Source organism: uncultured Oceanisphaera sp., from assembly GCF_947495715.1.
Taxonomy (GTDB): Bacteria; Pseudomonadota; Gammaproteobacteria; order Enterobacterales; family Aeromonadaceae; genus Oceanimonas; species Oceanimonas sediminis.
In genome coordinates this window covers 39,236-55,850 of sequence record NZ_CANLZU010000015.1, presented here as the reverse complement: position 1 = coordinate 55,850, position 16,615 = coordinate 39,236, and the positions used below count along the sequence as shown (strand labels likewise).

Below are 16,615 nucleotides of genomic sequence, written 5' to 3'. Positions count from 1 at the left end.
AGAAGCGTATCGGCTGTTGAATGGCCGTAGCCCGGTTATCTCCAACGAACCGGGAGCAGATAGCGAATAGCGAGCCGAAAAAATCTGGTAAATTATCCGGATTCTGACTGACAGCAATAAAGGAGAAGCAATGCTCAGTCACCCGTTGCGAGAGCAAATCATCGCAGAGGTTCATGCCCGGCCGTTTCAAAAGCTGCAGGGGCCGCTCGGAATGCGGCACATTGCGGTAGTGTATGACGGCGCCCCGCTGCAGGACGTGCAGCAAAGCGTGTTTCGACTCATCGACCTGCTGGGGCTGCAAGAGACCATCAGCAAGTCGCGTTTCTGGCAGGGCGAGAACGATCGCCTGACGCTGCGGTTTGAAGCCCACCACGAGTTTTACACCCTGACGCTGACCGCGCTGAATACACTGGAACTGCCGCAGTTGCCGGCCGAATGGCTGGCGTCCGTGCCGGGCAGCTTTTTGTGCGGTGCCGAGATCCTGTTTCGCGCCCATCGGGCCAATGTCGATGAAAATGCCTGGCTGGATAAGCACTTCGGTGACTATCAGGTGAACAGCTCCATGGTCATGTCTGGCGTCGGTCAGATGTGGACCGACTTTTACCCCCGTGAAGACAGCGGCCTGGTGCGGGTGCTGGTGGAGGATCGCGGCCTGCAGTTGCAGCAGGCCGGACGCTTGCTGCAACGCATTTGCGAGATCGAGACCTATCGCCATGTGGCGCTGCTGGCACTGCCGCTGGCAAACGACATGGTACCGGCGATCAACCAGCTTGAAACCGAGCTGGTCGAGCTCTCTACCCGGGTCGCGTCCGAAGAGCCATCGGTGCTTTTGCATCAGCTGATGAGCCTGGCGCAGCGACTGGAAGAGCTGTCGGCGCTCACCTCCAACCGTTTCTCGGCGGCAGAGGCCTATTTCACCCTGGTCAACAAGCGAATTGGCGAACTGCGCGAAACCCGCATAGAAGGCCGCCAGACCGTAGAGCAGTTCATGGATCGCCGGCTGGATCCGGCCACCCGCACCTGCCGCACCGCCGGCCTGCGCATCGAGCAGCTTTCTCGCCGGCTGGCGCGCACCACCCAGCTGGTGCGTTCGCAGGTGGACTTGTCTGTTGAGCAGCAAAACCGCGACATGCTCGCCTCCCTCAGCAAGCGGGCCGGCGAGCAGCTGCGGCTGCAGGCCAAGCTGGAGAGCTTTTCCATTATCGTGGTGACCTATTACGCCTTTGACCTGATTGACCGCACACTGCGCAACCTGGTCGACAACGAAGAATACCGCCACCTGATGGAAGCGGGCCTGAGCATATCGGTGCCCTTTATCGCCCTTGTGCTCTGGCTTTATATTCGCCGACTGCTGCGCGGCGTAGGCGAAGACTAAAACCTGAACCGCGTAGGCCCCACCGAAGTGGGGCTTTACCCGCACCAAACACTGCCCCTATCTGCTCCGCCGACTCGCCTCGGACTTGCCACACGCCGTAGCCGAAGCGACCACTGGCGGATCAGACCACTCCGTAGAAACAGACAGCACTTCGCGATAGCCGAGGCAACACGTCGGACAAAGGGTCCGCCCTGCCGACTCGCTCAAGACATCCATGTTTCGCTCAGCACATAACATCCCTGTTATGTGATGGTCGGCCGAGCAGATCCCTTTGCCCTCCCGTCAAATTCGGCGTGACCTGCGGAAAAAACAACACCCGATCCGAATCCGTAGGGTCGATTTCAATCGACCACAATCATTGCACGGTATCGGCGCAACACGTCGGACAAAGGGCCCGCTCCGCCGACTCGCCGTAAATCCCTCCCTGGAGGCTCACTGTTTCGTCCATGAAACAGAAGGTCGGCCGAGCAGCTCCCTTTATCCTCCCGTCAATGTCGGCGTGATCTGTGGACACAAAACAACCACCCACCCGTTTTGCACCTCACTCTTACCTTTTTGCAATTGCCTCCCCGCACCTGAGCAGCCAGAATAGATGCATTTGAAAACCGTGGTTGCAGGGAATGGCGGCCTGAAACGCAGGGGCGGTAGCATGGGTGAGCAACACCGATGAAGCCTGCAAAAAAGCCATCCAGACGGTCAAGTATGCACAGTATATTTAGAGCCACACTGGAAGTGTGCGCGATATCACCACAAGCGATGCGCGTTTATTATCAGCCGAAGACAGAAAACGCCTGTGATTCAACTGGTTAATAAACTGTCGATGTAGATACTGCGCACACCACGGAACCAGTATGCGCATGCTCACTTTTCACAAGAGTGTCAGATCAGGAAAGCGAGTAAACAGCTGATGGTAATGGAGTTTTGTTTCCATAACCGGATTTGGCACAAGAGTGTATATACGCATGCGCAGTATTAAAATGTTATGAGTGCTTAATGAGGTTCGAGATATGATTCATAACTGTTCTTCTTGCTCGCTCACTGAAGTGTGGTTTGAAGAAGATGGTAACGATGTCTATCTGAACCTGAATAGGGTAGCGACAGAGGAAGATCTTGAACACGACCATTATCTCGAATATGAGGGGCAGACAATCGAGACCATTAGGGTTCTGGTGGCGTTCTGCCCTTATTGCGGTCAAAAACTCGCAAACGGTAAGGAAGTTGTTGTGCCACAGTTCCAGCATCATAATTTTGGTGGTAGGAAGTGAGTACTCATAACCAAGCGCAGTGCTTCGCAGCCTTCGGCTGCCGGACACTCGCAAGCTCGCGCCAGTGTGCGCGGCGTTATACGCTCCCCACCTTCATGCACCGCGATTGATTCAGGTTGTTCTTTGAAGTATTAAAATGTAGACTATGTGTCACGTTTAGTGTTTGCTTTGGGTGTTCTAATGGCCGAACGATTTGGTGTTATTAATCAAACTTTTTCCGATGAAAATCACAAGATTATTCATGGAGATGTTCTATTAGGATTAAAGGAAATCCACGACGAATCTGTGGACTTAATATTTGCCGATCCGCCGTATAATATTGGGAAAGATTTTGACGGTCTTAAAGAAAAATGGACTGAAAAAGACTTTCTTGCATGGTGTTATGAGTGGATTAATGATTGTTTTCGTGTGCTCAAGCCACACGGTACATTCTATCTAATGAACAGCACTGAAAATATGCCATTCTTGGACATTTACTGCCGAAATTTATTCACAATAAAAAGCAGAGTTATTTGGAGCTATGATAGCTCTGGAGTCCAGGCAAAGACTTACTTTGGCTCAATGTATGAACCAATATTAATGCTTACAAAGCATCCTAAAAATTATACGTTCAACCATGATGACATATTAGTAGAAGCTAAAACTGGCGCTAAAAGACAGTTAATAGATTACCGAAAGAACCCCCCTCAGCCATACAACACGAAAAAAGTTCCTGGTAATGTTTGGGAGTTCCCAAGGGTAAGATTTAAGATGGATGAATACGAAAACCATCCAACTCAAAAACCGGAATCATTACTTGAACGTGTAATTAAGGCGTCTTCAAATGAAGGCGATTTAGTTCTTGATCCATTTTCAGGCAGTTTCAGCACCGGCGCTGTTGCAAAAAAATTTCACCGAAAATTTGTTGGCATTGAGATCAATGAAGATTATGTGAAAATTGGTATTAGAAAGCTTGAATTAACATCTGACTACTCTGAAGAAGAGTTAGCAAAAGAGAAAAAAAGAAAAACCAAGAACCTGTCGAAAAAGGTTAGGGAGAAAGGTTCTGATGCAAAGCCAACTCCCCACCAAGACTCATTAATCTAAAAGCCCATATTCGAGCTTGAAGCAGTTTACAATTATTGTTTTAAGCTCTCTTATTAACTGGTGATTTGAGCTTACCCAACTTAGAATCTCCCTTAGCTCATTTAACGTATAGATTTCATCGAATAAGCTCAAGTATTGATTTGATTGTACTTGACCAATTTGAGAGATTGATGCGTTTCGCAACTGCTCCCTCACTTCATCTGGAGTCAAGTCTGTTTTTATTACAAAACTTAAAGGGAATCGGTTGATCTTATCAAAATCCAAAAAGAATTTTCTGAAATCCAAAGTTTCAGTAACTTGAAAGAATTTGCCAAGAGGCTTGAGCACAAAGTCAATACCACCGTCGTTCGCATTAGTTCGCCCGGTTCTAAAAAGACTCAACTTTTCTTTTTTGTTAATAGGGTTTAAATATTTAATACGACCAACACTGATGTCTATTTCATACTGTGCAAAATGAATGTGAAGCAGTGCATATGAAATAATTTCAAACAAGCGGGCATCAGAACTATAGTGAAAAGCTTCTTCGACTTTACTTACAATTGCTGAATCAGTTGATGAATTTTCTATTTCATTGAGATACGCGTTTTGATTATCATCAATTATTTTTATATAACGATCAATTGAAGCGACTACGAATTGAGCTGCAACCTTTGGATCCATTCCATTTTCAGAAAGCAGTGAGATAGAAATTTTCCTCGCCTTTTTTCCATCACCTAGGTCAGCAGGCTGGACAGGCAGCATCTCATCAGACACCCCATATTGTCTACGTACCTCATCATTAAGTCTGTTATCAAGAGGGTGGTTCTGCAACTTTGCGCCAAAGGGCATGATCTTCATTCTGCGCATTAGTTCTGTAAAGGTAGAGCCTTCAAATCTTTCGTTCACATAGTCTTCGCAGATTACATAAAGAGCATACAGGTTACCTAAAGACCTTCTTGCTTTGCTGCCTCTATCAGAAGCCTTCGTTTTTCGATCAATATACTTGTATATTACTGAGTCAGGTTGCACGCTGTAATTAGCGGCTTCTTCTCGTACGAATGCAGCGGGTGTTTCACTCATTAGATAAATCCTTTTGGAAATCCATTAATTCTGAAGAGGATACCTTAAGAGAAGATGCAAGTTTTATGATATTCAAGAGGCTAATATTTCTTTTACCTCTTTCTATACCACTTATATACGTACGATCCAAATCACACAGCGATGCCAATTGCTCTTGGCTAAGATCGAGCTTTGTTCTTAAAGTTTTGACATGCAGTCCAAATCGTTGGAGTATTTTCTCTTCGCTCATGATCATCCTCATATAGTTAGAGGGATCATTCCGTAATGTAGACGATGTGTCTACGGACTATGAGTCACATCAAGAAGGCGCCAAGTATGGCGAGGCCGTTACTATTGGAGTTCCTTGGTGCCTTATATCATGTGATCTCTCGGGGTAATCGGCCGAGCCAATTTTCGAGTGTAATGACGACCGATACAGATTCCTTGCCGGGTTCGATGATGTATGTGAGACCTTTCACTGGGTCTGCCATGCTTACTGCCTGATGGGAAATCATTACCATCTGCTGATCAAAACACCGGAAGGCAACCTGTCCAGAGGAATGCGTCAGCTCAACGGTGTTTATACACAAGCGTTCAACCGAAAGCACAAAAGAACAGGACACCTTTTACAGGGTCGCTACAACGAAAAAAGCGGGAAGGTCACCCTCCCCGCCTCACGCTTTCAGCTTCTGGCTTCTGGCTTTCAGCTCAAGTGCGCCGCTTAGTTGTTGCGTTTCAGGATCTTGGGATTCGAGTTGCCCCATACGGTATACAGATCGGCCAGCAGGGCGCCGTTGGCGTCTTCCAGCTCGCCCTGGGTTACTTCGGCTTCACCCTGTTTGCCGAACAGCACTACCTCGTCACCCGGCTTCACGCCCGGAATATCGGTCACGTCGATCATGGTGGTGTTCATCGACACCTTGCCCACCACCGGCGCTCTGTGGCCGTTGACCACTACATAAGCCTTGTTGGTAAACACCCGGCGATAGCCGTCGGAATAGCCCATCGGCAGATTGGCCAGCAGCGAGTCACGCTTCAGAGTGTAGGTACCGTCATACCCCACCAGGTTGCCGGCCGGGTAGTCGTTGACCGAGGCCACCCGGGTCTTGAACGACATCACCTTCTTGTATTCGGTATAGGAAGGCAGGGTGTCGCCGTAGATGATGCCGCCCGGGCGAACCATGTCGAGGCGCGCTTCCGGCACTTCCAGGGTGGTGAAGGAGTTGGCGGTGTGCAGGGTCAGCTTGCTGCGATCCAGCTTGCCGTCTTCAATCAGCCACTGCGACTGCTCGTTGAACTTGGCCAGCCCCGCCCGCACGAAGTCTGCCTCTTCATACTGGAAGTGGGTCATGATGCCGACCAGCTCCAGGTTCTTCAGCGCCAGCAGCTCGCGTGCTTCCTGCTTGCCCTCTTCCGTTGCCACTTCCAGCCCGTTGCGGCTCATGCCACCGGCGTTCAACCCCAGGTGATAGCGCAGGGTCTTGCCCGCGACCGCCGCTATTTCGGCCGCTTCGCGCGCGGCGTCGATATCACCGAACAGCTCTTCCATCTCGTATTGCAGGCCGTTACTCACCTCTTGTGGGCTGGCGCTGCGTACCCGCATGATACGGCCTTCGTAGCCGCTCTCGCGCACCACCCGCGCCTCTTCGTTGCTGGTAATGCCCACACAGGGAATATTGGCGGCCATGACCGAGGGCATCAGGTTGGCGATGCCGTGACCATAGGCGTCGGCCTTCATGATGGCGCAAATCCGGGACTTGCCGTCCAGCAGGGCCTGCAGGGTGCTGATGTTGTGTTCGAACGCCGCCTGATCGATCTCGACCCAGGCATTGGCGGTATTGTACTGGCTGCTGCCGGTATCCAGGCCGGTCACCGGCAGTTCCGGTGCGGCTTGTACCGAGGTGGACAAACAGGTGGCAAGGGCCAGTGCCAGGGCGGTAGGGGTAAACTTCATCTCGTGCTCCTTGAATAGGTGTGCCTCTGCTCCATTGGTGCCGAACACCCGCCGGAAACCCTTTCCGGCTCGCAGATAACCGGCTCACTATACAAGGAAAAAATCAAAACTTAATAGCATTAATTAACTAATAATTAACATTAAATATCAATTCACTCCAGTAAAAGCAGTTAAACAAACTATTTAAATCCGCATTAATCGATCGTTTATGCAAGACACCATTTCAGACTCACATGAAAATATTTAGTTGGCAGTCAAATCAGCCTCATTTGCTACCAAAACCAATCTATCGTGGCACATTCACAACCCATCGGATCAATGAACACAAAGTAAACCATGCATATTTATGCGCATGCCGGTTCAGCGCTAAAGCCTGAGTTCTCTTGCTGAATAGCCTGAAAAGACTACGCTGTTCGGCACGCCAGTAAGGAGAACGACATGCATATCGGTATTCTGACCATGACTTTTTCTCTGCCGGGATGTGGCTCGCTAAAAGAAAAACGCCAGCGTATGGGCGGTATGCACGAACGGTTCGGGCGCAACCCGGCGGTGGCGGTCTGTGAGAATGGTGAACACAACAGGCACGATGCCAGCGAATGGTCGTTTGTGGTGGTGGCCGCCTCAAGGCGCGAGGTTGAATCGCAATGCAGCCAGATAGAAGACAAGATACAGCGCACCGTAGAAGCACGCATAATCAAGGTCACGCAGGAACGCCTCTAATCAACAGGACCCATTTTGATGAACAAGATACAGATAGATATTGTTTCCGATATCGCCTGCCCCTGGTGCGCCATCGGCTATGCCCGGCTGGAACAGGCCATGGAGCAACTGGCACCAGAGTATGAGTTCACCATTCAGTGGCATGCCTTTGAACTGAACCCCGACCACATCGGTCAAGGGGAACCCATCTTGCCGGCTCTGGCCAAAAAATACGGCCGGAGCGAAGAAGAGATGCGGGCAAATCAGAGCAATATGATGAGGATTGCCAACGATCTTGGCCTCAACTTCGAAAAAATACAGCAGCGACTGACCTGCAATACCTTCGACGCCCACCGTTTGGTCAAATGGGCGGGGGAGCAAGGTCAACAAACCGCCATGAAACAGGCGCTGTTCGACGTGTATTTTGGCAAGGCGATGGATATCTCCAATCACGCTGTGCTATTAGGTTGTGTTACCGCACTGGGGCTGGACCCGGCAACAGCCAAACAGGTACTGGACTCGAATCAATACGCTGCCATGGTGCGCGAAGAGGAAGCCACTTACCAGCAGGCAGGTGTGACTTCCGTGCCAGCCTTCATTATCAACGGCAAGTACCTCATCTCCGGCGCTCAAGAGCCCGATGCCTGGGTGCAGGCATTGCAGGAGATCAGCGCCGAATCCGTTTGAACTTAACTTACTGCTGGCAAGGCGCGGCTTACCCTTGCTCGCCGGGGCCATATATTTTGTTGGCCCAGCGGGTCAGGCCGGCGGTGACGCTGCCGAAGTGGTCGCCGATCACGATGGGGGTGTGCTGAAACTGCTGCTGCAAAAACCGATTCAGCACCGGTGACTTGGCGGTACCGCCGGTCACGAACACCACATCCGGCTGGCAGTTGGCCTGGGTAATGGCATCGTTCATCAGGGCGGCGATGGTATTCAGTTCACGATGGCAGGCGCTGGCAAAACCGTCTCTGTCCAGATTTACACTCAAGCCCTTGTCTATGTCGGACAAGTCGACGAGCTGCTCGGTGCAGTCCGTCAGGGCAATTTTGCTTTGCTCCGCCGCATTCACCACGCGATAGCTGAGTTTGTTTTTTTGCACCGTTAACAGGCGCGACAACAGCTCGGGCTGTTCGGCATCACGGATCAGCTGCTCCAGCAAGCGGCCATTGGCGGCACTGTAAAACTCGGTCTGATTATGAATGTTGTTAATGGAGACCGCTTGCGCGTAACTGTTGGCGGGTACCGGCTTGCCGGTTTTCAACATGCTGTCCAGGCCAAAGCTGGGCATTATGCCTTTGAGCGCAAAGGTAATGTCAAAATCATTACCACCGACTCGCTCACCGCTGTGGCTTAACAAGTCACCGGTTCTGTCTGGCAAAAGCGCCTGTTTGGGTCCCATCAGCAACATGGAGCAATCGGTGGTACCACCGCCGATATCGACCACCAGCACCCGGGTTTCTTTGGTCAGGCCGGCTTCATATTCAAAGCCGGCGGCAACCGGTTCAAACTGAAATTCAACATCCTTGAAGCCGACGCGCTTTGCGGCGTTGGTTAATATTTCCAGTGCCTGCCGGTTACTTTCTTCACCACGCAGGCCCTGAAAGTTAACCGGGCGGCCAATCACCGTCTGGCTGACACTTCTGCCAAGTGCGGCTTCGGTGAGCGTTTTTACATTGCTCATCATGGCCGCCACAATGTCTTCAAACAATTCGGCTTGTTGCGGCAACAGGCCCGTCGCTCCCAAAAAGGATTTAGGCGACTTTATGTAGTAACCCTCATCTGGCTCTTGCAGGTAATTATTCAATGCCTGCTGGCCAAATGACAATTCGGTGGGGTAGCCGTCTAACGCCAGTTCTTTTAATTCAATCTGCCCTTTTTGCAGTTGTCTTTGCCGTCGCTGCTGAAAGTTCTTTTGTTCTGCCGGTGGCAGGTGTTTGTACAGCCAGTTGACAATCACGTCTCGGCTTGGCGCATATAAGGTTGACGATATATATCGACCATGATCACCCAAGGGTAAAATCTTCGGGTTATTTCCTTCCATCACGCCGACGGCACAGTTTGATGTACCGTAGTCAAATCCGATCATGTTGACATCCAAAAGCAAAAAGGCCACGCATAATACAGACAGTTGCGGCGCAAGGCAAGAAACTTCCGCTTTTATGGTAACAACATCATCTCGAAGGAATTGAGCTTTTTACCTTGATACAAAACGGAATACCGGCAAGAGTGCCTTTATACTTTCTTGTTTTCGGTTCAGGCGCGGTTTCAACAGGAGAAAGTACGTAAATGTACAAAATATTATTTTTTCATGGTGTTTCCAATCGGTAGTGAGCCGGGTTAATGGAGAAAACCGTACATTTGGTATCACTCCATACAGGCATGGTTCTGTCGTCATTCCCGCGAAGGTGACGAAAAGGCAAACCGGCCACAGAGTCCACATCAGTGATGAGATATTACTTATTACTTGTCTTTTCCTTCATTATATGATGTAAATCAAATAGTTGCTGAAGGTTCAGCGATGATGGTTTCTTTTGGACGTATACCAATTATGCATATTGTTGGCGCAATGATCGTTCGAGTATGGGTGTTGTTACTGGCGAGTTTCGCTTCCTCCTTCTCTCATGCCGAGGTTGGCGATAGCCTGCAACTCGATGAAACCGTTCATTCGTCAGCCGATCATCAACGCTGGTATCCACTGGATGCTTCTCTGGCGCGTGCCCCGCTCCATAAACTGCAACAGCAGCTGACAGGTGAAGCAGCCGCCGTTGATAGCCTTTTCGGCCAGTCCGGGGCCTTTGTAACCCGGCTGCCGATCACCAATACCCGGCGGCAAACCTGGTTTGTGGTGCCAGGTGCCAATTTTATCGATACCGGTATCGCCTACTGGCAGCCCGATGAAGGGCCACCGCGAATGCTGGCCGAATTTTCTCAGCTGAGCGATGACCTCACGCCCCGGCTGATGCACACCCAGGTGCTGCCGCTGTGGCTGCAAGACCAGGAGGCGGGCCAACTGTGGATAGTGGTTCAGGCAAAACACTTTGCCACGCCGGTCCCCCTCACCTTTTATTCTCAACGGGCATTTTATCATCACCAATTTATGGTGAACTCCACGACGATCGGCGCCATTGCCATCATGTTGACCCTGACATTGCTGGCGCTGGCCATTTATGTACGCACCCGCCAATCACTGGCACTCACCTACGCCGGCTATGTGGGCCTGCATGCGCTGGGCTGGGCGGCAGCAGCCGGCGCCATTAACGGCGTTACCGCGCACGCCGGGCTGAATATGACCTATGCCGGCATGCATCTGTTTCCGTTTGCCATTGCCTGCGCCAGCCTCTTTTCCTCTGGCCTGTTCAATTGCACCGAGCAGCATCCCGCACTGGCCCGGGTATTGAAATCGCTGGCGATCATGGTATCCCTGCTGGGCATGGTGATGCTGTGGCTGCCCTTTCAGATCACCTTTTATCTGTCTCATGTTATTGCGCTGCTGTGGGTGCCGCTGAGCCTCTGGATTGGCATGACCATGCTCTCGAGCGAAGACTTCAGGGCCAAGTACTATCTGATCGGCAACCTGTTCTACAGCGCCTCGCTGGTGTACTACATGGTTTCCCATTCCAGCCTGGTGTCCGGTTTGGCCTATCCGGAGCTGGCGGTGGTGATGGCCCTGGCCATCGACTGCGTCTGTATTCTGTTTTCGCTGTCGGAATGGCTGAAAATCAAGCAAAACGACTTTAACCGAGTCTTTTACGAATCCCGCATCGATCCGCTGACTCAGGTAGGAAACCGGCTGTTGCTGCAGGAACGACTCTCGGATCTGTCCGACGCCTACCTCATCATGTTTATCGACTTTGACGGCATGAAGGCGATTAACGACTCAATGGGCCATGACGCCGGCGATCACTTTCTGTCGGAAGCGTCCCGATTAATGCACGAACGAATCGGTCATACCGGCGAGATATTCCGAACCGGGGGCGATGAATTTGTCTGGCTGGTGCAGGGCACAACAACAGATCAGTTACCCGAGATCCGTCGGCACCTTGAAGGCACCATCTCGAATATAGAAACGGCGCTGCACGCCCACTGGCCGATGTCCGGCATCAGTTTCGGGCTGGCCACCAGTGAAGATAGCGCTAATGCCTCGGCATGTCTGGCCATCGCCGATCGCAAAATGTACCAGCACAAAACCGCCAAGCAGAGCCGCCGAGACCGAGGCGTGAATATAAGTGCCACAGGCTCGGCACAGCCCCGTGAAATAAGGCCCGAGACAACCCAAGGCCGTTAACTGCGTCAGCTGCTGACGATGTGGTTGCGCACCAGCCCGCGCTTAACGCTCTTGCACAGCTTGCCGAAGCGACGAATTTCATCGAAATGCGGCGTTATGCCGCGCTTGATGCTGTGTTCCCAGTAGCTCAGCTCGGTATCCAGCAGCTCCATCAGCTTTTTAGGGCAGCCAATACAGTTGTTATCGGTACCACAGACAAAGGTGTCGGCTTCATAAAGGGGAAACTCGGCCTTGGCCTGCTCGATAATCTGTTGCATCGCGGTGATGCGATCCGGTTTTTTCGACATAACAACCACTCCCGGCGTGAATACGCCACCGATTATATCGATGTCGCCGGCGATAAAGCTGATGCGGATCAAGCCGCCATACTTCGCCCTGACCTAGGCTGAAAGGGTGACTCCCCACCGCAGCTCAGGAGGCAGGTGCCAGATGACCGACCGCACGCTAATCCGGCTGCTGAAGATAATGATGGTGATTGGCATCATGCTGATTTTGCTGGGTGTCTATTTGCATAACAGTGCTTTTGCCGCCGCCCTGGGGGTAAAAGGCATTCTGCTCAGCGCCGCCTGTGTGGCCGTGGGCACAGTGCTGTCGCTGCCGACCAAGATGTACCTCACCTTCGTGCTGATGAAGCGGGAAAACGACCCGCCCCCGTAGGGGCTGGTTCATTAGCCGCCGGATATATGTGCAACGCCATTGGTCGAATAAATTCGACCCTACAACGGTAGCCATGAGTCGGATAACAACGTGGTAGGGTCCAATTCATTGGACCGTCGGTCTTTGGTGCAACACTGCTGATTGAATGACAACGCGGTAGGGTCCAATTTATTGGACCGTCGGTCTTTGGTACAACGCCATAGGTCGAATAAAATAAGTCGCCCCTTGTACAGCAGGAATACGAGCCACGCTCACAAAAAGCGGAAAGGTTTCCCTTCCCGCTTTCGGCTAACACTGGGCATGGCCGGTGTTTAGTGCAGTTTCAGTCGTGGTCGCAGAAAACGGTTGATACGCCCTACCAGCATCATGAGGCCGGTGCGGGTGTAGCCGTGCAGCGCCACCTGGTGCATGCGATACAAAGACACATACACGGTGCGGGCGATGCGCCCTTCTACCATCATGGAGCCGCGCATCAGGTTACCCATCAGGGAGCCAACGGTGGAATAACGGCTCAAACTCACCAGAGAGCCATGATCCTTGTAGACGTAAGGCTTGAGCGGCTTGTTGTCGAGCCGGGCCAGTATGTTGTCGTAGGCCAGGCTGGCCATCTGGTGGGCAGACTGGGCGCGCGGCGGCACCGGTTTGCCGTTTTCCTGCAGGCAATGGGCACAATCGCCAATCACGAAAATCCGATCGTCCCGGCTGGTCTGCAGGGTCGGCTTGACCGTCAGCTGATTGATGCGGTTGGTTTCCAATCCGGCAATGTCTTTCATGAAGTCCGGCGCCTTGATACCCGCCGCCCATACCATCAGGGTGGCCGGGATCAGCTCACCATCCCGGGTTTTAAGGCCATCCGGGGTGGCTTCCACCACCATGGTGTTGGTGCGTACGTCCACCCCCAGCTCACGCAATTCCTTGTGCGCCATGCCGGAAATTCGCTCGGGCAGCGCCGGCAGAATGCGGGGGCCCGCTTCCACCAGGGTCAGACGCAGACACTCGGGGCTGAGCTTCTTGAAACCGTAGGCGCCGAGGTGCTCTACCGCATTGTACAGCTCGGCAGACAACTCCACCCCGGTGGCGCCGGCGCCCACGATGGCAATGCTCACCTTGTCGTCGGTCGACTCGCTCTCACCGTATTGCAGGAAGCGGTTCATCAGCTCGTTGTGAAACCGCTCGGCCTGTTGCGGGCTGTCGAGAAAAATGCAGTGGTCGCGCACGCCCTGAGTGCCAAAGTCGTTGGACACAGAGCCGATGGCCAGCACCAGAATGTCGTAGGGCAAGGTGCGTTCACTCAGCATCGGCTTGCCGTTATCGTCCAGCATCGGTGCCAGGGTAATGGTGTTGGCGTCCCGGTCGATGTGGGTAAGTGAGCCCATCTGAAAGGAAAAACCGTGGTTATGGGCGTGGGAGCGATAGCTCAGGCCGTCGATGCCGGGATCCATGGCACCGGTCGCCACTTCGTGCAGCAGCGGTTTCCACAGATGGGTTCGGTTACGGTCTACCAGTGTGACTTCCGCCTTGCCCTTGCGGCCCAGCTTGCGGCCCAGTTTGGTCGCCAGCTCAAGCCCGCCGGCACCACCGCCGACCACGATAATCTTTGTCATGTTTGACCCCTGATAAGGTAATAAAAAACCTGCGGCTATGGCGGCGTGGTGTGCGGCCATAGCCGAAGATTCTTGCAACGGCCTTTATTGCGAAAGGCCATATTTTAAAAGGCGGCGGCGAAACCACAACGTTATTTTCACATAAAATTAACGGCCGCCGCTCGATGGTTCAGCCTTCGAGCCGACGCAGCCGCTCGCTTGCCTCGCGCCAGCGACGGCTGCCATAAAGCTGGCTGGATGCCGTATCATGTTTGCCCGCAACAGACAGATCTCGCTTGCGCAGCGCAGACAGATCCCGCTGCAGGTCGTGAGGCAGCGCGTCGATAATCTGCACCGCCCCGGCCCTGTGATTACACGCCAGCAGCAAATCGCAACCCGCCTGCAGGGCGCTGTGGGCCCGCTCGGCATAGCCCCCGGCCACGGCGGCGCCTTCCATGGTCAGATCGTCGCTGAAGATCAGCCCCCTGAAGCCGAGCTGTTGCCGCAGTATCTGTTTCAGCCAGAAGGAGGAAAACCCGGCCGGATGCGGGTCGACCGCCGAATAAATCACGTGAGCCGGCATCATGCCCTGCACCAGACCGGCAGAGATAAGGGCGCGAAACGGCACCATGTCGGCCTGCTCAATCTCGGCATAGTCGCGGGGGTCGACCGGGCTTTCCTTGTGGGAGTCGGCGCGCACGCTGCCATGACCGGGAAAATGCTTGGCCACCGCCGCCATGCCGGCGGTATTCATGCCGCGAATATAGGCGCCGGCATGTTCGATCACCGGTTCGGGATCGGTGCCGAAACTGCGATCGCCAATGACTTCGCTGCCCCGCTCCAGATCGAGCACGGGCGCAAAGCTCAAATCGATGTCGTGGGCCAGCAGCTCGGCCGCCATCATCCAGCCGGCATCTTCCAGCAGGGTGAGTTTGTCCGGATGATTCAATGCCGCCAGGGTGCCCGGGGCCGGCAGCGGAAAGAAGCCGTCGCGAAAGCGCTGCACCCGGCCCCCTTCGTGATCCACCGTCAACAACAGGCCGGGTTTGACCGCACGAATGGCCTTGACCAGGGCACTCAGCTGCGCCCGGTCGTGATAATTACGACGGAAAAAAATGACCCCGCCCACCGTCGGGTGCGCCAGCAGTTCGCGCTCTTCGGCGTCCAGCTCGCAACCCTGCACATCAAGAATAAAGGGGCCCATGATTACTCCGTTACCGCGCTTTATTACCGCGCTTTAGTGGTCAGTTTGATTCGATAGATACCAGCGCCATTCGCAACCGATCCAGCGCCCGCTGTTGCAGCTCAAGATAGCGCGGGGCCGGGGCGCGCCGGTATTGCAGCGCCGCCCACAGGGCCGTCAACCATTGTACCCAAGGCCGACGCAGCTGAAAACGGCGCTCATCGAGGGTGCCACCGGCATTCGCATAGGCCGCCAGCAGCGCCCGCTCCTGCTCGGGGTTCAGCTCGAAGCTGTCGGCAATCACCGCCAGCTCAAAGGCCGCATCGCCCCGGGCCGCATATTCCCAGTCCAGCAGCCAGGGCCGCTCGCCCAGCAGGTTGGCGGCGTTGAGATCGTGATGGCAGAACACGGGGGTAAAGGCCGGATTGAGCACCGGCGAGGCAAAGTGCGGCACAAATACCGCAAGCTCGGGCGCCAGTGGCGTTAACTGCTGCAGATAATGATTTGCCTGGACCGCCAGATCCAGCAACGGCAGCGTTATGTCGATACGGTGCAGGCGAGCCACCCGGCTCATCAGCCGCGGCAAGTCGGGTTTGCGCCCACACCAGTCGGGCTGGTCCAGCCAGTTCAGGATCAGCAGCCCCTGTTCGGGCCGGGCATAGCGGATTACCGGCGCCAGCCCCGCCTCGGCGGCGGCAGTATGGGCACGCAGTTCCAGCGTTCTGTCGATGCCCAGCAGGGCCGGATGATCGCAGCCCAGCCGGAGCCAGTAACTGCCCCCGGCCGTGTCGAGCCGCCAGCAACGATTGGTGTAACCGCCCGCCAGCGGCGTCAGCTGCCCCTGCCACCGGCGGGGCAGCGACGCCAGCAGCCGATCAGCGTTCACTCACGCGATCGGACCAGAGTACCTCACCACTGCTCAGCTCCATCAGTTGCCCCTGCAGGCTGGTGCCGCCGCCGTTGCGGGTCAGGGTGGTAGACAGCAGATAATCGGCGCCGCTCTGCTTGCCCAGCCGCACCAGCGCCGCCATGTCGGCCCGACCGCCCTGATAGGCCAGTTGCTGGCGCAGGCTGCTGACCGTGGCCCCGTCGGCAAAGTTCAGGCTGCCACCCAGACCGGCACGCAGGCGTTCGGTCAGGCCCCGGGTATCCACCGGGCTGCCGGCCTGATTGCCGATGTCATCCAGCAGCACCACGCCCTGCACTTCATTGATGGCAGCACTGTTTTTAAGGCGGCCTGCCAGCCCGTCGACCAGCCGCTCCAGATTGGCACTGCGTACCTCCGGCAGCGGCGCCACCGGTGCCTCGGGCAGCTCAATCACCGGTGGCGGTGGGGGCGGCAGCGTGAGTGGCGGCGCCGGTTGCGTTGAGCCCGGCCCCACCGGGCGAACCGGAGCAGGCGCTGAAGAATAGGGGTTGGGCAAGGCACAGGCGGTAAGCACTCCCCCTGCGGCCAGCAGTAATGTGATGCGAAACAGGTTCATCGG

Annotated in this window: 17 protein-coding genes; 8 read left to right on the top strand and 9 right to left on the bottom strand. The window is 54.2% G+C overall.

Features of this window, described 5'->3' with window-relative positions; all coding sequences use genetic code 11:
* The first annotated feature begins 130 nt into the window (after window positions 1-130).
* The 3 genes from Q0753_RS10785 to yhdJ all read left to right on the top strand — a co-directional run bounded on the left by Q0753_RS10785 (window position 131) and on the right by yhdJ (window position 3,726).
* Complete coding sequence (locus tag Q0753_RS10785) at window positions 131-1,375, top strand: DUF3422 family protein (RefSeq protein ID WP_298720451.1); 1,245 nt, start codon at window positions 131-133, stop codon at window positions 1,373-1,375.
* Between the two features lie 1,007 nt (window positions 1,376-2,382).
* On the top strand, window positions 2,383-2,640 hold the full coding sequence (locus Q0753_RS10780) for a hypothetical protein (RefSeq protein ID WP_298720449.1): 258 nt from the start codon (window positions 2,383-2,385) through the stop codon (window positions 2,638-2,640).
* Window positions 2,641-2,820: 180 nt separating this feature from the next.
* Window positions 2,821-3,726 carry an adenine-specific DNA-methyltransferase gene (yhdJ, locus tag Q0753_RS10775; protein WP_298720447.1) on the top strand — a complete coding sequence of 302 codons (906 nt, stop codon included), beginning with the start codon at window positions 2,821-2,823 and terminating at the stop codon, window positions 3,724-3,726.
* On the opposite strand, the gene Q0753_RS10770 is transcribed toward yhdJ, so the two are convergent.
* Together Q0753_RS10770 and Q0753_RS10765 are read right to left on the bottom strand one after the other, a co-directional pair.
* The gene (locus tag Q0753_RS10770; RefSeq protein ID WP_298720445.1) at window positions 3,718-4,785 is read right to left on the bottom strand and encodes a hypothetical protein; all 1,068 of its coding nucleotides are present in this window, start codon (window positions 4,783-4,785) and stop codon (window positions 3,718-3,720) included. The two genes, yhdJ and Q0753_RS10770, sit on opposite strands and share 9 nt — an antisense overlap.
* A complete protein-coding gene (locus Q0753_RS10765; RefSeq protein ID WP_298720442.1) occupies window positions 4,778-5,014 on the bottom strand; it encodes a helix-turn-helix domain-containing protein in 237 nt (78 codons plus the stop codon). Before Q0753_RS10765 ends, Q0753_RS10770 begins: the two co-directional genes overlap by 8 nt.
* A gap of 160 nt (window positions 5,015-5,174) precedes the next feature.
* On the opposite strand from Q0753_RS10765, the gene Q0753_RS16680 reads away from it, so the two are divergent.
* Entirely contained in the window at window positions 5,175-5,489 is a 315-nt protein-coding gene (locus tag Q0753_RS16680; protein ID WP_367179501.1) for a transposase, read from the top strand.
* On the opposite strand, the gene alr is transcribed toward Q0753_RS16680, so the two are convergent.
* Window positions 5,486-6,718, bottom strand: coding sequence for an alanine racemase (gene alr, locus Q0753_RS10760; RefSeq protein WP_298720440.1), 1,233 nt, complete (start codon window positions 6,716-6,718; stop codon window positions 5,486-5,488). The two genes, Q0753_RS16680 and alr, sit on opposite strands and share 4 nt — an antisense overlap.
* A 438-nt stretch (window positions 6,719-7,156) precedes the next feature.
* On the opposite strand from alr, the gene Q0753_RS10755 reads away from it, so the two are divergent.
* Together Q0753_RS10755 and Q0753_RS10750 are read left to right on the top strand one after the other, a co-directional pair.
* Window positions 7,157-7,438, top strand: a complete 282-nt coding sequence (locus Q0753_RS10755; RefSeq protein WP_298720438.1) for a DUF503 domain-containing protein — start codon at window positions 7,157-7,159, stop codon at window positions 7,436-7,438.
* Between the two features lie 18 nt (window positions 7,439-7,456).
* Window positions 7,457-8,104, top strand: coding sequence for a DsbA family oxidoreductase (locus Q0753_RS10750; protein WP_298720437.1), 648 nt, complete (start codon window positions 7,457-7,459; stop codon window positions 8,102-8,104).
* A 28-nt stretch (window positions 8,105-8,132) separates the two neighbouring features.
* Here Q0753_RS10750 and yegD read toward each other — a convergent pair whose 3' ends face one another.
* Entirely contained in the window at window positions 8,133-9,506 is a 1,374-nt protein-coding gene (gene yegD / locus Q0753_RS10745; protein ID WP_298720435.1) for a molecular chaperone, read from the bottom strand.
* A gap of 480 nt (window positions 9,507-9,986) precedes the next feature.
* On the opposite strand from yegD, the gene Q0753_RS10740 reads away from it, so the two are divergent.
* Window positions 9,987-11,705, top strand: coding sequence for a GGDEF domain-containing protein (locus Q0753_RS10740; RefSeq protein WP_298720433.1), 1,719 nt, complete (start codon window positions 9,987-9,989; stop codon window positions 11,703-11,705).
* A 5-nt stretch (window positions 11,706-11,710) separates the two neighbouring features.
* Here the strand turns inward: Q0753_RS10740 and Q0753_RS10735 are convergent, their stop codons facing one another.
* On the bottom strand, window positions 11,711-11,992 hold the full coding sequence (locus tag Q0753_RS10735; protein WP_298720431.1) for a hypothetical protein: 282 nt from the start codon (window positions 11,990-11,992) through the stop codon (window positions 11,711-11,713).
* Window positions 11,993-12,134: 142 nt separating this feature from the next.
* Here Q0753_RS10735 and Q0753_RS10730 point away from each other — a divergent pair, with 142 nt between their 5' ends.
* Window positions 12,135-12,362, top strand: coding sequence for a hypothetical protein (locus Q0753_RS10730; RefSeq protein WP_298720428.1), 228 nt, complete (start codon window positions 12,135-12,137; stop codon window positions 12,360-12,362).
* Window positions 12,363-12,673: 311 nt separating this feature from the next.
* On the opposite strand, the gene Q0753_RS10725 is transcribed toward Q0753_RS10730, so the two are convergent.
* From Q0753_RS10725 to Q0753_RS10710, 4 genes are all read right to left on the bottom strand, one after another.
* Window positions 12,674-13,966 (bottom strand): NAD(P)/FAD-dependent oxidoreductase, encoded by a 1,293-nt coding sequence (locus Q0753_RS10725; RefSeq protein WP_298720426.1) that lies wholly within the window; start codon window positions 13,964-13,966, stop codon window positions 12,674-12,676.
* A gap of 169 nt (window positions 13,967-14,135) precedes the next feature.
* Window positions 14,136-15,149, bottom strand: a complete 1,014-nt coding sequence (nagZ, locus tag Q0753_RS10720) for a beta-N-acetylhexosaminidase (protein WP_298720424.1) — start codon at window positions 15,147-15,149, stop codon at window positions 14,136-14,138.
* 40 nt (window positions 15,150-15,189) lie between these two features.
* Window positions 15,190-16,014 (bottom strand): phosphotransferase, encoded by an 825-nt coding sequence (locus Q0753_RS10715; protein ID WP_298720423.1) that lies wholly within the window; start codon window positions 16,012-16,014, stop codon window positions 15,190-15,192.
* Window positions 16,004-16,612, bottom strand: a complete 609-nt coding sequence (locus tag Q0753_RS10710) for a penicillin-binding protein activator LpoB (RefSeq protein WP_298720421.1) — start codon at window positions 16,610-16,612, stop codon at window positions 16,004-16,006. The genes Q0753_RS10715 and Q0753_RS10710 overlap by 11 nt, the downstream gene beginning before the upstream one ends.
* Window positions 16,613-16,615: the final 3 nt, after the last annotated feature.